We start from the raw sequence: 15,248 nt of genomic DNA, 5'->3' as shown, positions 1-15,248 counted from the left end.
CTTGTTTTAATTAGCTGTCCTCTAAAATTAATATTTCTTTTAACGATTATTTTACTTTTCATTATACCATTATTTTTAACTTCCACTTATTTATATATCACTTCAAATTCTTCACACACGACAAGGATATTGTCATGAAAGACTAATCCGCTTTGCTGATAAGATTTTGCAAAAAAAGCTTCGTGGACTTCTCTCCAGTATCCTAGAGAGCGATCTCCTTCACCTTCTTTAAATGCATGTTCTTCGGATACTTCTAAAAAAGGGACCACAGACACTTTGTTCGTCTTTGTGATGCAGACAGCCTCTTCATTAGCATCCAGTATGATGTTTAACTCTCCTACTTCGGGTAAAGCTTCGTTTTCGATCGCGTATTCTTCATAGGCAGAAGCCGTAGCTGTTTTTACCTGTTCAATGGTTAAACGTGCTAATTCATCTGGTACTACGCCGTAGCTCCAAGCTTGATACGATTGATTCTGATACTCTGGACATACTGAAATAAATTTTTGCCACATTTGCTGCGCTTTCATAATATGTACTCCTTTCTTATAAACTAAATTTGATAGCCAATAGAATTAATTGATGCAACGGGTAGTAGAGGTAGCCAAAAATTTTCGGCATTTTTTTAGTCTCCATATAAGTGTCTATTAATAGTAGAAAAATAGCTAAACAGGCAAACATTTGGATAGACGGCCAGACAAAAACGTGCAACACAAGAAAAAATATTACTCCAAGTGGCTTATTAATGAATACCATACAATAAATAGCCCATCCCAATAAAAAACCATATATTCCATACTCACAAAAGTAACTTAGTACGAATGATAGAACAAAAAAACGCTTATCTTTAATCGAAAGTGCTACCAGAGCCAATGTAAATAATATATTAAACACTGTTCCAGAATAAAAGCTGATTGGAATTGTTAAAATACCTGTGCCAATCAATTGAAAAAAGTATTTTTTAAAATTGCTGGTATTTTTAGTTCCTTGAATCGTTGTGTATAGAAAACAGGGAAAAGCTATTCTTCCTATAATACGAAGCCAGATGAATTCAGGATACAAGTAATAACCGATATGATCGATTGTCATTGTAATAATTCCAATCCATTTGATTGCATTGATCTTATTGTAACTTTCCTCTTGTGTCATTTAAGCTCTCCTATCGTAACAAATCCTTTGTTTGTAAGTAGTTACTGGTATTAATATATATCTTAACACGGCTTCTTTTCTATAAATCCTACAAAAAACAATTACATATTAAGTCATATTTTACATAAAATCATCAATTTTGTATTCTTTTGGTAATGAAACTATCGAAATAATACAGAACGAATAAGAAAAGATGACGAATGCCCTAAAGCCCTTTTAATTTTTTTTTACCGTGGTAGGATAGCATTTGTTGAAGGAACAACTCCTTCATTTTTATCAGCACTTAGAGATTGTATGGAACATTGTCGCTCAGAATCCACAGTCAACTTCTCCTACTATTATGTAGGAAACAAACTATATTTAACACACAAAGGAGATAAATAAAAAATGAAAAACTTTAAGTCGAAATTATTTGTAGCAAGCGCAACTTTAGCTTTAACAGGTGTCATGGCTGTTTCAAACCCATCAGAAGCTTCTGCTGCTGAATATACTTCTAGCACTTGGGAAGCTCGTTCAGTAGATGCGATTAAACAAGATCTTAAAAGCACTGAAGACGGAAGCACTAAATATACTATCCAATGGGGCGACACATTATCGTCTGTAGCTTTGGCAACTAATTTATCTATTAATGATTTAGTAGATGTAAATGATATAAATAATGCAAACACTATTTATAGTGGAAACACTATTTCTTTATCTGCTGACCATTCAACTGTTACCATTGAAACACCTGAAGACACTAAAAGCTATGATGTTAGTACTCCAGATGTTGAAGAAGTAGAACCTGCTGCTGAAGAAGCACCAGTTGTTGAAGAACAAGCTCCCGTTGTTGAAGAAGCACCGGTTGTTGAAGAACAAGCTCCCGTTGCTGAAGAAGCACCGGTTGTTGAAGAACAAGCTCCTACTACTGAAACTGCACCAGTTGCTGAAGAACAAGCTCCTGCTGCTGAAACTGCACAAACTGGTAAAACAATCACTGTTGAAGCAACAGCTTATTCAACTAATCAACCTGAATTAAGTGACACTACTGCAACTGGAATCAATTTGAATGAAAATCCAAAAGTAATTGCTGTTGACCCAAGCGTTATTCCATTAGGTTCAACTGTCTACATTCCTGGTCAAGGTACGTTTATTGCTGGTGACACTGGTAGTGCCATCAAAGGAAATCGTATTGATGTTCACATGACTGATTTAAACCAAGCATTAGCTTTTGGTAGACAAACAATGGAAGTACAAATTTTAAACTAATACCACTAAATTAAATTTATTCATATCCCCCAGATGTTGAATAATTAAAAAAATCCACCTAAAAGAACTTAATCTTTTAGGTGGATTTTTTGTTACCTATTTATGGCTTGAATAGCTATATGAGCAGATTGTTCAAAATCAAATAATCCTAGATCTGTTAATTTTAATTTTGGAATAACCGGAAGGGTTAAAAAGGATAATGTCAAAAACGGATTGAAATTTATTTCTTCTCCAATAGTGGCGACTGCCTGATTCAATTCTTTTAAATTTTGGTTAACAACTAAATAATCTGATTCCGTCATTAATCCTGCTACAGGTAACGCTAATGAAGCGAGTACTTCTTTTCCTGCTATTACAGCTAAACCACCATTGGTTCTGATGACTTGTTCAACCGCCTTTAGTATTTCCTGATCTGAAGTTCCCACTGCTACGATATTGTGTGAATCATGTGCCACAGTTGTAGCAATTGCTCCTTTAGTTAAACGGAATCCTTTTACAATACCTAACCCGACATGATTGGTTCCGTTATGTCGTTCAATAACAGCAATTTTCAACTGATCATTCTGGGTTGAAGGGATAAAACAATCATTTTCAACTGTGACATTTTCTTTTAAATGATTAGTCACTAGACTATTGGGAATGATTCCAATCACGTTACACAAAGAATCTGTTAAAGGTATCGCTAATGCTGCTGTTGTTAATTCTTGGGAATTTATTTTTGCTAAATCTGCGCCAATACGTTTTTTTTCCACATTAGTCTCAAATAAAGCATGAGTTAAATTACCATTATCTGAAATCATAACCCCTTTTTTGTACACTTGATCAATAGAAACCGTTTCTAAATCGTCCAAAATCAAAAAATCAGCTTGGTAACCTGGAGCAATAGCCCCTAAATGTTTCAAATTAAAACATTCTGCTGTATTTAGCGTTCCCATTTGGATAGCCATTATAGGGTCTAGTCCTTGTTCAATAGCTAAACGTACGATATGATCAATGCTTCCCTCAGTTAATAAGTCATCAATCAATTTATCATCGGTAACAAACAAGCACCTTCTAGCATTTTTTGCTGTTACAGCAGGTAATAAAGCCATTAAGTCTTTAGCTACTGTTCCTTCTCGAATCATTAAGTACATACCCAAGTCTAAACGGTCTTTTGCTTCTTGCGCATCAATACTTTCATGATCTGTTCGAATTCCAGCTGTTAAATAGATGTTTATTTCTTCTCTAGTCAAACCGGCAGCATGCCCATCTATGAAACCACCTGCTTCTTGAACCATAGCAAGTTTATCCATCATCACACTATCACCATTTTTGACAGATAAAAAATCCATTACTTCGGCTAAACCTAATACTTCTGGCTCTGATAAGAAAGGTTCAAGTTGTTCGGCGTTTAATAATGCACCATTATTTTCAAATGCTGTTGCTGGGACGCAAGAAGATAACATAACATAAATATCCATTGGCAAGTTTTTAGCTTCTTCTAGCATAAACTGAATGCCATTCACTCCAGCTACATTTGCAATTTCATGCGGATCCGTGATAACACTGGTTACGCCATGTTGCAATACGACTTTTGAGAATTCTTTTGGTGTTAACAACGAACTTTCAATATGAACATGTCCGTCAATAAATCCTGGTACAATAACTTTATTTTGAGCATCAATTGTTTCAACTCCGTCATACGATCCTATTCCAACAATCATACCTTCTGTTATCGCAATATCTCCACTCATGAATTCACCCGTAAATACGTTTACGATTGTTCCATTTTTAACAACTAAATCAGCAGGTATTTTTTTTGCTGCTACTTTGATTCTTTTTTCCAATGTTCTAGTTTCTACATTTGTCAAATCAATTGCCCCCTTGTAATGTATACCCCATTGCGCTTTTATATTCTTACAATAATACACTAGAAAGGTTTAAACACAACTTTTTTTCTAATTTTTCTGATTACTTTTTTCCTTATTCTACTTAAACAAGTGTTAGTATTTACGAGTTTTTCTTAAGGGATTATGCTAAAATGTAAGCTAAGGATAGGAAATGTGAGGAATCTATATGAGCAAGTTTAATGAAATTTTTTTAGATCTTGAAGCAGCGATTTTAAATCAGCGATTTATTTCTGGCGATCTTTTACCTAGTGAAAATGAATTAGTCAAAACCTACAATGTTTCCCGTGAAACAATTCGAAAAGCTTTAAATTTACTTTTAGAAAAAGGGTATATACAAAAAGTACAAGGCAAAGGTTCTATTGTTTTAGATATTAAGCGCTTTGATTTTCCGGTATCTGGGTTGACCAGTTACAAAGAACTCCAAGACGCACAAAATATGAATAGTCAAACAATCGTGGTATCCAACGGTTTGCTGCCTGTTTCAGAAGAGTTAGCGAATCACTTAAATCTTTCTGTAGGTACTCCAGTTTTGTATCTTGAACGAGTAAGAAAAGTACATGGAGAAGTGGTTATCATTGATAAGGATTATTTAATCACTTCTATTGTTCCAAATATCCCGGATGAAGCCGCTGAAGATTCGTTGTACCATTATATTGAGCAAATATTGGGTTTATCTATCGGATATGCTCAAAAGGAAATAACGGTAGATCCTATTACTGAAGAAGATAAAAAATTGATGGACCTTCAAGAAGACACCCATGTTGTGGTTGTGCGAAGTAATGTCTATTTAGAAGATACAACCCTATTTCAGCATACCGAATCTCGTCATCGTTTGGATCGCTTTCGATTTGTCGATTTTGCTAGACGACGAAATTCTCTTTAGGCAACACTCCGGCCCTCTAAAAGCAAAACCGTTTATTTGTAAAATCCTAGTTTTGTACTAACTTAATTGATAAGTTTGTATTATTAGTCAAATGGGACTTTTTTTGATGCTCATTTAATCAATAAATCTACTTTAATAGTTAAACGGAAGCTTATTTTGGTGCTAACTTAATCAATAAACCAAAACGAAAGCTCTTTTCATATAGAATCCATAAGTGGAAAAGGGTTAAAATAAAAAATCATGAGGCTGGGACCACTATTCCCGGCTTCATGATTTTTTTTAAGTTCTTCTAAAATAACAATCAAATTTTCAGTTACTCTAGTTTTCAAAATAAAAAGCAATGGTTTCGTAAGGACCTAATTCTAAGTTAGTAGTGATTGCTCTTTCTTTTCCATTTCCAATAAGGTAGCTACTAGGTTTCGTTAAAAATTCTTCTGGAATTTCCAACGTTACCGAATTTGCATAAAAATGGTTGAATACAAGCAACTGTTCACCTTCATATTCTCTAATATAGCCATAAACAGTGGGATGATCCATCATGATTCCGCGATAGCTTCCTTCAGAAATAACCGGCATCTCTTTTCGCAATTGAATCAATCTTTTATAAAATTCAAAGATAGACCCTTCCGCTTGTTCTTTTGCTACATTAATTTGATGGTAATTATCAGCTAATTTTATCCATGGTTCTCCTGAAGTAAAGCCTGCATTTTCCTCACTTGTCCATTGCATCGGAGTCCGACTGTTATCTCGAGACTTACTTTTGATGATTTCCATAATTTCTTCATGTGGCAAATCTTTTGCTTTTAATTCTTTATATGCATTATGCGTTTCAATGTCTATATAATCTGTAATTTCTTGAAATTCCGGATCTGTCATCCCAATTTCTTCCCCTTGATAAATATAAGGGGTCCCACGCAGCAAATGAATCGATTGAGCGAAAAGCTTAGCAGAAGCTTCAAAATGATGGATAGGATCTCCAAATCGGCTTATCACACGAGGTTGGTCATGATTGTTCCAGAATAATGCATTCCATCCATTTCCACGAGACATGCCTTCCTGCCAATCGTTGAGTAACTCTTTTAGTTTTATAAAATCAAATGGTGTTTTGCTCCATTTTTCGCCATCTAAATAATCAACTTTTAAATGATGAAAACTAAAAACCATAGATAATTCTTGTTTATCAGGATTAGAATATGCAATTCCATTTTCAATCGTTGTTGAAGACATTTCACCAACTGTCATAATATCCGAATATCTCCCAAACGTTTTTTGGTTCATTTCATGAATAAATTCATGCGCAATTGGGCGATCTGTGTACAGTGATTTCCCTATATTATCTTCTGCATCTAAAAGTTCTTCATCTTTACCGATTACATTGATCACATCAAATCGGAATCCTTTTACCCCTTTTTTTAACCAAAAATTGACTACATTAAATACTTCTTCTCTTACTTCAGGATTACGCCAATCTAAGTCAGCTTGAGACACGTCATACAAATGCAAGTACTCTTTTCCAGTATCATCAAAAGGAGCCCAAGCTGGGCCTCCAAATTTTGAGACCCAGTTCGTAGGGTGACTTCCATCTGCCTTTGGTTCACGTAGGATATAGTAATCTTGGTATTTCTTCTCACCTTTAAGAGCTTTTTGGAACCATTCATGTTCGATAGAGGTATGATTTAACACCATGTCTAACATAACTTCCAACTTGTATTCCTTCGTTATAGCAATGAGTTCCTCAAAATCTTCCATTGTTCCAAATAAAGGATCGATTTCTACATAATTAGCGATATCATAGCCATTGTCTTTTTGTGGGGAAATGAAGAATGGATTGATCCATAATACATCAACGCCTAACTCAGCTAAATAAGGTATTTTTTCAATAATTCCTCTTAAATCCCCTACTCCATCTCCATTGGAATCCTTAAAAGATTTTGGGTAAATTTGATACACAACTTTCTCATGAAAGGTACTCATTTTATTCCTACTTTCTAAAAAATTATTTTCCTAATTCTGGTTCTGCAACAACGACTTGATCTGATTTATTTAAAATATTGTATTTACGGAAAACGACTGTTAAAACAAACGGCACTACTATTGCGATTACCATACAAATAGCGAAGATAAGCCAATATTGATTTTGAATTGACAAAATCCCTGGAAGTCCACCAACACCAATTGAATTGGCTGTTACATTAAAGATAGTTGCTACTAATCCGGCAATACCTGACCCAATCATAGCCGCCACAAATGGGTAAATGTATTTGATATTGATCCCAAACATAGCGGGTTCAGTTACGCCCAAGTAACAAGAAATCATTGCTGGAATAGAAACTTGTTCTTCTTTTTCATTTCCACGGTGTAAGAAGATAATAGCCAATACTGCTGAACCTTGTGCAATATTTGATAAAGCGATCATTGGCCATAAATTTGTTCCATCAAAGTCAGCAATCAATTGTAGATCGATTGCATTCGTCATATGGTGCAATCCGGTAATTACTAATGGTGCATACAAGAAGCCGAACAAGGCACCAAATAACCAGTTAAATGAGCTTCCTAATCCTGCATAAACGATACTTGAGATCCAGTTCCCTATAACCCAACCAATTGGTCCTAAAACTGTATGAGCAAGTAAAACAGTTGGAACTAAAGCAAAGAATGGCACGAAAATCATTGAAATGGCTTGCGGGATAATTTTACGTAAACCTAATTCTAAATAGGCAAGTAAAAATCCAGCCAACATAGCAGGAATAACTTGTGCTTGGTACCCAATCATATCAATGGTGAAATAACCAAAGTCCCAAACTGGAATTTCTGCTGCTGCTGTTCCAGCAACTGCATATGCATTCAATAATTGAGGTGACACTAATGTGAGCCCTAATACGATACCTAAAATTTGAGTAGTTCCCATTTTCTTAGCAACACTCCATGTGATACCTACTGGTAAGAAGTGGAAGATGGCTTCACCAATCAGCCATAAAAACGAGTTAACACCACTCCAAAATTGACTGACATTAACAATGGTATTGTAAATTGGTTCTCCAGCATTATTAACTTGTGCTACACCATCTACCATCAATTGTCCAAGAGATTCCATAGGAATAGCTTCTAAGATGTTACGGAACCCTAAAATAAGACCCCCGACTACGATTGCTGGAATAATGGGTGTAAAGATTTCTGCTAAAACAGACATCGCACGTTGTACTGGATTTTGATTCTGTTTACTTGCTGCTTTCACTTCGTCCTTAGATACGCCTTCTTTTCCGGAAATTTTTGAAAACACATTATAAAATGTGGCAACATCATTGCCAATAATAACTTGATACTGACCGGCTTGAGTAAAGGTACCTTTGACTGTGGGGATATCTTCGATTTTTTTGCTATCTGCTTTTGATGGATCATTTAATACGAAACGCATGCGAGTGGCACAGTGACTGACTGCAGAAATATTATCAGGGCCTCCAATATCTTCCAAAAGCTGTTTTGCATCTTGCGTGTAATCTGCCATTTTTTTTCCTCCTAAGAAAAATTATAATTGCAACTTGTATATACAAGTACAATGTAACCTTTTTCTTTTATAAATGCAAGCGTTTTATCTTTTTTTGTCAAACAAAAAGAGCGATTCAAGACTAAGTCTTAAATCGCTCTTTTTCTGGTTATAATATTATTTAACAATACTGTAATATATTTTTGAAGTTACTTGATAAATGACTCCATAGATGATACTAAAGCCAACGATGACCCCTGCAAAACATTCTAATACTAATAATGTGTCCGTTACACGAAAAACTAATAACAACTTTTGGATAATAGGAAAAGCAAATGCAACATGAATCACAGCAACTACTAAAGGCAGTAAGAACATCCAAATAATTTGTAAACGAGTCGTTTTACGAATCATGTTTTTATCTAATCCTACTTTTTGCATGATCTGGAACTTTTCTCGGTCGTCGTATCCTTCTGAAACTTGTTTAAAGTAGGTAATCAAAGCTGCTCCAAAAACAAACAATAATCCAAGGAACATACCTAAGAACAAAAAGCCACCATTCATATCGTATAAATTATTCCTCATGAGTTCTTTTGACTCATAATATGAACCATCTTTTTTGCTTAATACATCTTCTAATTTCCTAGTATAATTTTCTTTTTGCTCTGGTGTCCCAGTTGTATTCCATGAAATCTTGGCTTCCATAGGAGAATCATATTCAATTTCTAATGTCTTGACTTCATAGTCTATAATAGACTGAAGAATTTCTTTCGATTCAACTACGATTATCATACTTGAATTTATTAATTTTTCCTCTTTTTTTAGATTCTCATCCTTTTTGATAGGATCTTCTATCTTTGACCTGATTTGATACGTTGCATCTCCTATACGTATTGTAGAATAGCCATAGGTAATTTTTTGTTCATTCACTAATACTTCATTTGAGTCTAAATCAATCGATTGATTGGTCATTCTCTCATAATCTTCTTCTACTAACAATGTAACATTAAAAAGATCATTCTTTGAATAATCTATTTTTTCAATAGCAAGTTCATCTTTTTGTAATATTGGATACAAAGTATAGTAATTATACATTTCTGTCCCAGTTACTTCTAAACCTATTGTTTGTGTTTCTTTTTTTATTTCTTCTATTTCTTCTTCTAAATCATGATCATCTGTATAATAAGTCAGTTGATTTTCATAAGGAAACTGATTATCCAAAGTTCCTTCTATTCCAAGGAAAATGGCTAACGTCGTCGACACAGCCACAATGACCATCGTTGCTAAAATAGTAATGTTAGCTAACCCTACGGCATTTTGTTTCATTCGATAAAGCATCCCAGAAATTGAAATAAATGGACTTGGACGGTAATACAATTTCTTATTCTTCTTCATTGCTTTCAGAATAAATATTGATCCTGAAATGAACAAGAAATATGTACCAATAATAACTAAAAGTACTGCAAGGAAAAAGTAAATTATTGCATCCATTGGATTATCAATCGTTACAGATAGATAATAGCCTGAACCAATCAATAATAAAGAAAGGATAAATAGAAAAATAGAACTTTTAGGCTCGCGTTCTCCTGTTTGATTTCCTTTAATCAATTGAATCGGATTACTAAATCTCACTTGAGTGACATTATAAATCAATGTTACTAAAAAGATGAGAACAAATAATCCAATCGTAAACATCACAGCTTTTAACGTGAGAGGAAAAGACATTTTGACACCAAATTTTAAAACATAATTTAAAACAAGAAAAGCTAATTCTCCCAATAAATGTCCAACAATCAAGCCTAACGTGATACTTAAAGAGCTGGTTACTAGTGATTCAATCGTCAGTATTTTCGAAATGTGTTTCTTTTTCATTCCTAGTATCGCATATAATCCAATTTCTTTTTTTCTCCGCTTGATCAGAAAACTGTTGGTATACAAAATAAATAGAAAGGAAAATACTCCTATAACTACTGCTCCAAGAGCAAACATAGGTGGTAAAGATGCGTTTCTCGTTTGGACGAATTTATTCCCCATCAAAGCAATCATCATGTAAAACATTGACACGGTAGCAATAGAAGCAAAAATATAAGGTAAATAAATTTGCTTATTGGATTTAATATTACGTAGAGCTAATTTTGAAAAAAATCTTCTATTCATGTTGCTCACCTCTATTAGCTAGTACAACTAATGCTTGAGAAATTTTGTCCATGAACTGATCTGGCGTTTGTTCTCCACGATAAATTTCATGGTACACTTCACCATCTTGAATGAACAAGACACGATTCGAGTAAGCAGCAGCTCTTGTACTATGAGTGACCATGATAATGGTTTGACCCGCATTATTAATAGCTTCAAAAGTTTCTAGCAGACTTTGACTGGATTTTGAATCTAAGGCTCCAGTTGGTTCATCAGCAAGAAGTAACTTAGGATTAGTAATCAAAGCACGAGCGACAGCTGCACGTTGTTTTTGTCCTCCAGAAACTTCGTAAGGAAAATGATTGATTATTCCATCAATTTTCATTTTTTTGACGATTGGCATTAACCGATGTTCCATTTCAGTGACGGGTGTATTTGACAGTACTAGCGGCAGTAAAATATTGTCTTTGATTGAAAAATTATCCAATAAGTTAAAGTCTTGAAAGACAAAGCCTAAATAATCTCTACGGAAATTTGAAATATCACTGTCTTTAATTCCTGTTAGATCTTTTCCTTCTAGCAGAACCTCGCCATCAGTTGCAGTATCAAGGGTTGCTAAAATATTCAATAAACTTGTTTTACCTGAACCTGACTCTCCCATGATGGAGATAAATTCACCTTTTTCTACTGAAAAATTTACGTCTTTCAAAGCTTGAACTTCTTGTGTTGAGAACTTCCCTGTATATATCTTTTTTAAATGACTCACTTCTAATAATGTCATAATTGTTTCCTCCTGTTCATTTCCTTAACTCTATTACTAGTGTAATAAAAATGAACAATGTCTGCTTTTATCTCTTCTTACAGATAGCAATCAAACCTTACACTTTCGTAAGATTCAATATTAATAATCTTTTATTAGTGAAGTTCGGGCTAAATCGATCATTACTTTAGTGCCTTTTCCTACAGTTGACTCTATTGACATCTCATGACCAAGGCGTTTTGTAATTTCCTGACTAAGAAATAAACCAAGTCCTGTTGATTTTTCATGTACTCTTCCATTAAAACCAGAATAACCCCGTTCAAAAATACGCGGCAAATCTTCAGAGCGAATGCCAATACCTGTATCTTCAATAATGAGTTGGTCTTCTTTAGTTGGGTTCATATAAATTTTTATCCTACCGCCTTCTGGAGTATATTTTAGGCTATTAGAAACAATTTGTTCTACTAATACCTTTAACCACTTCTCATCTGATAAAACAAACTTATTGGTTTCTTGGTAATTTAATTGGATATGTTTATAAATAAATAGAATTGAAGACTTTTTAACCGTTTCTTTGATGACTCGATCAAGCGAAACTTGTACAAAGTCCAAATCAGAACCACTTTGTTCTATTTTTAAATAATTCAAAGCCATATGTGTATAGTTTTCAATCTGCAATAACTCTTGTTCCATTTGATGGCTAAATAGTGATTTAGTATCCCGTTGCATCAATAAGCTAATAGCTGAAATGGGTGTTTTGATCTGATGCAGCCACAAGGTAAAATAGTCCATTTGAGATGAATTGCGTTGTAGACTCTTTTTTTTGATTTGTTTTATTTCTCCTATTAAGTTTTCAATTTTAAGATGAAAAAAATCTTCACTAAGATCACGATTCGATGACAGTTGCTTCAATGTATCTATTGGGTCTTTATTTAATCTTTCCAACAATCGAAATCGTTTATAGTACCTTGAAAATTTAAACAAGAAGAAACATCCTCCTATAAAAAGCGAAAATTCAATACTAAATACTAAAAAGTACAATGGCAATTGCCCTAATATATAAATAAAGCTAAACACACCTAGGTTAAGTACATATGCTAAAAAGAACGAATAGTTAGCCTTTATAAATGCCTTGAGAATATCTATCACTTTATTAGTCGATTTCATTAGAGTCATCATCCTTTTGTAGCCCATACCCATAGCCTTTTTTTGTGACAATAAATGAAGTCAAGTCCAATTCTGCCAGTTTTTTTCGTAGACGATTGATATTGACTGCTAATGTATTATCATCAATAAATGAATCATTTTCCCATAATTTCATCATAATTGCTTCTCGGGAAACAAATGCCCCTTTTTGTAGAAATAAGACTTCTAAAATTTTCATTTCATTTTTTGTCAGTTCAACTTCTTGATCTTGAAAGTAAATCTTTAATTCATTCGTTTTTAGATAGACTTGCTGATAGCTTAGATAAGAATCATTTCCCGTAAAATCATACGTTCTTCGCAATAGTGCTTGTATCTTCGCTAGAGCAACGGTTAAATCAAATGGCTTGCTAATAAAGTCATCTGCTCCCATTTGAATAGCCATCACAATATCCATTCGTTCACTTTGAGAAGAAACAAAAATAATCGGTACTTGTGAGATTTTGCGAATTTCTGTACACCAGTAATAGCCATTAAAATAGGGCAGTTTAATATCGATTAAGACTAATTGAGGTGCTTCATGTGTGAACGTATCCATAACCCTATTAAAGTCTGTTACATAGAACGCATCATATTGCCATTTTGTTAACTCTTCTTGTAAACTTGAAGCAATTACCAAATCATCTTCAATAATCATAATTTTAACCATTTTACGCACCTACTTATCTTTCATTATTTACTACTTACTATACAGGATTTTTTCCAATCGTCCTATGAGACTTTTGTCTTAAATAGCAACTACACTACAAAAAAAGAAAGAATTCGGTTGATCGTGCTGGCCGAATTCTTTCTTTATTATTTTCTCTATAGAAAAATTTAGTTACTTTGATTCAACGACTAAATAACGGTGAGGTTCATTGCCTTCAGAATGAGTAATAACAGAATCATCTTTACTTAAATAAAAATGAATTTGTTTTCTTTCAGAAGCAGGCATAGGTTCTAAGAATACAGGTTGCTTTGTACGTCGAACTTTCAAAGCAGTTCGCTCAGCTAGCTCTCTCAAAGCATTTTCACGACGTTCACGATAATCTCCAACATTCACAATAGCAACAAATTTTGTTTTAGCATGACGATGAAGCAACACTTGAGCTAACGATTGTAAAGCATTTAATACTTTACCATGTTTCCCAATGATCAAACCCGCTTTTTCTGTTTCAAATTGAAACACGACTTGATCTTTTGTTACTTCTACCGCTACAGTACTAGAAATACCCATTTTTTGCGTGATGTCTTGAAGATAATCTGCTACCATTTTGATTGCTTGCTCATCATTTCTTTCCATGCTAGATACGGTAGAAAGAGGATCCGTTTCTAAATGATTCACTTCTAACAAAGTCGGTGCTTTTTCTTGTACAGTTTCAACTTGGATTGAATCAGATTCTGGATTAAAAGTTTCCTCTTTAATAGATGTTTCTTGAAAGATTTCTTTCACATTGTTGTTTGTTGCCATTTTAGTGACCATTACAACTGCATCCTTCTTACCTATTTTAAAAATTCCTTTTCTGCCTGGATCTATTATTTCAATAGAAGCTTCTTTTTTAACGATTCCTAGTTTCTTCAATGCTTTTTGAGTAGCTTCCTCTATTGTTTCAGCTTGAGCTGTGTACTTATCCATCTGCCTGCCTCCATTCTCCCCATTTTTTATCGCTTTATTTTTTTTTCTTTTTCTTCGGTTTTAGTGCTTTTTCAAGAGCTCGTTGACGATCTCGTTCAGCTTTTATTTTTTCATCACGCTCTTTTTTTATTTTAAAAGGATTATTTAATAATAATGTTTGTGCCACAGAGAACGCATTTCCAACTACCCAGTATAATGATAATGCACTCGGTAATGTAATACCCATAAATAAGATTAAAGCGGGCATTACGTAGAGCATAGTAGTTGTTGTCGAATTAGCCTCTGCTTGACTCATAGTAGATAACTTAGTCGTTGCAAATGTTAATATTGCAGCTAATATAGGCAAAATAAAGTATGGATCTGGTGCTCCTAGATTCATCCATAAAAAGTTTCCTGTTTTTAAAACTTCTGTACGGCTTATTGCTTGATACATGGCAATTAGGACTGGCATTTGAATGAGCAATGGCAAACATCCAGCTACAGGGTTGACGCCTGCTTCTGAATATAATTTAGAAGTTTCTTCTTTTAATTTATTTTGAGTATCTGTATCTTTAGAAGCATATTTCGCTTGCAATTCTTTTAGTTGCGGTTGAAGTTCAGTCATTTTTCGAGTACTTTTGGTTTGACCATGCATAACAGGTAAAAGAATTAATCGAATAATTAAGGTAAAGACGATTATCCCTACTCCATAACTTCCACCAAATAAATTAGATAACCAAATAATAACACGAGAGAAATTAAAAATAACATATTTATCCCAAATCCCTGTGCTTTGTTCTGTAATAGGTGAAGTACCACAACCTACCAAAACGACTGCTAATAGCACTGTTCCTAACAAAAGAAGTAATCGCTTACGTTTATTCACATTTTGTCCCCCACTCTAA

13 protein-coding genes are annotated in these 15,248 nt (G+C 34.0%); 2 read left to right on the top strand and 11 right to left on the bottom strand.

Features of this window, described 5'->3' with window-relative positions:
- Window positions 1-86: 86 nt before the first annotated feature.
- Both ACKI3H_RS10350 and ACKI3H_RS10345 read right to left on the bottom strand, forming a co-directional pair.
- On the bottom strand, window positions 87-527 hold the full coding sequence (locus ACKI3H_RS10350) for an ASCH domain-containing protein (protein WP_407372159.1): 441 nt from the start codon (window positions 525-527) through the stop codon (window positions 87-89).
- A 16-nt stretch (window positions 528-543) separates the two neighbouring features.
- A complete protein-coding gene (locus ACKI3H_RS10345; protein ID WP_407372158.1) occupies window positions 544-1,146 on the bottom strand; it encodes a TraX family protein in 603 nt (200 codons plus the stop codon).
- 387 nt (window positions 1,147-1,533) lie between these two features.
- Here ACKI3H_RS10345 and ACKI3H_RS10340 point away from each other — a divergent pair, with 387 nt between their 5' ends.
- Window positions 1,534-2,394: a 3D domain-containing protein gene (locus tag ACKI3H_RS10340; RefSeq protein WP_407372157.1), complete on the top strand. Its 861-nt coding sequence runs from the start codon at window positions 1,534-1,536 to the stop codon at window positions 2,392-2,394.
- Window positions 2,395-2,486: 92 nt separating this feature from the next.
- On the opposite strand, the gene ade is transcribed toward ACKI3H_RS10340, so the two are convergent.
- Entirely contained in the window at window positions 2,487-4,244 is a 1,758-nt protein-coding gene (gene ade, locus ACKI3H_RS10335; protein ID WP_407372156.1) for an adenine deaminase, read from the bottom strand.
- 205 nt (window positions 4,245-4,449) lie between these two features.
- Between ade and treR the strand changes: the two genes are divergently transcribed.
- Window positions 4,450-5,166 carry a trehalose operon repressor gene (gene treR, locus ACKI3H_RS10330; RefSeq protein ID WP_407372155.1) on the top strand — a complete coding sequence of 239 codons (717 nt, stop codon included), beginning with the start codon at window positions 4,450-4,452 and terminating at the stop codon, window positions 5,164-5,166.
- 318 nt (window positions 5,167-5,484) lie between these two features.
- On the opposite strand, the gene treC is transcribed toward treR, so the two are convergent.
- The 8 genes from treC to yidC all read right to left on the bottom strand — a co-directional run bounded on the left by treC (window position 5,485) and on the right by yidC (window position 15,229).
- A complete protein-coding gene (treC, locus tag ACKI3H_RS10325) occupies window positions 5,485-7,140 on the bottom strand; it encodes an alpha,alpha-phosphotrehalase (protein WP_407372154.1) in 1,656 nt (551 codons plus the stop codon).
- A 22-nt stretch (window positions 7,141-7,162) separates the two neighbouring features.
- Window positions 7,163-8,671, bottom strand: a complete 1,509-nt coding sequence (gene treP / locus ACKI3H_RS10320; protein WP_407372153.1) for a PTS system trehalose-specific EIIBC component — start codon at window positions 8,669-8,671, stop codon at window positions 7,163-7,165.
- A gap of 156 nt (window positions 8,672-8,827) precedes the next feature.
- Window positions 8,828-10,807: an FtsX-like permease family protein gene (locus ACKI3H_RS10315; RefSeq protein ID WP_407372152.1), complete on the bottom strand. Its 1,980-nt coding sequence runs from the start codon at window positions 10,805-10,807 to the stop codon at window positions 8,828-8,830.
- Window positions 10,800-11,567: an ABC transporter ATP-binding protein gene (locus ACKI3H_RS10310; RefSeq protein WP_407372151.1), complete on the bottom strand. Its 768-nt coding sequence runs from the start codon at window positions 11,565-11,567 to the stop codon at window positions 10,800-10,802. Before ACKI3H_RS10310 ends, ACKI3H_RS10315 begins: the two co-directional genes overlap by 8 nt.
- A gap of 120 nt (window positions 11,568-11,687) precedes the next feature.
- A complete protein-coding gene (locus ACKI3H_RS10305) occupies window positions 11,688-12,530 on the bottom strand; it encodes a sensor histidine kinase (protein WP_407372150.1) in 843 nt (280 codons plus the stop codon).
- A 169-nt stretch (window positions 12,531-12,699) separates the two neighbouring features.
- The gene (locus tag ACKI3H_RS10300; protein ID WP_407372149.1) at window positions 12,700-13,398 is read right to left on the bottom strand and encodes a DNA-binding response regulator; all 699 of its coding nucleotides are present in this window, start codon (window positions 13,396-13,398) and stop codon (window positions 12,700-12,702) included.
- A gap of 171 nt (window positions 13,399-13,569) precedes the next feature.
- Window positions 13,570-14,364, bottom strand: coding sequence for an RNA-binding cell elongation regulator Jag/EloR (jag, locus tag ACKI3H_RS10295; protein WP_407372148.1), 795 nt, complete (start codon window positions 14,362-14,364; stop codon window positions 13,570-13,572).
- A 34-nt stretch (window positions 14,365-14,398) separates the two neighbouring features.
- Window positions 14,399-15,229, bottom strand: a complete 831-nt coding sequence (gene yidC, locus ACKI3H_RS10290) for a membrane protein insertase YidC (protein WP_407372147.1) — start codon at window positions 15,227-15,229, stop codon at window positions 14,399-14,401.
- Window positions 15,230-15,248: the final 19 nt, after the last annotated feature.

It is taken from the genome of Carnobacterium sp. (genome assembly GCF_045617425.1).
GTDB lineage: Bacteria > Bacillota > Bacilli > Lactobacillales > Carnobacteriaceae > Carnobacterium_B.
This window is presented reverse-complemented; position numbering and strand designations above follow the sequence as displayed.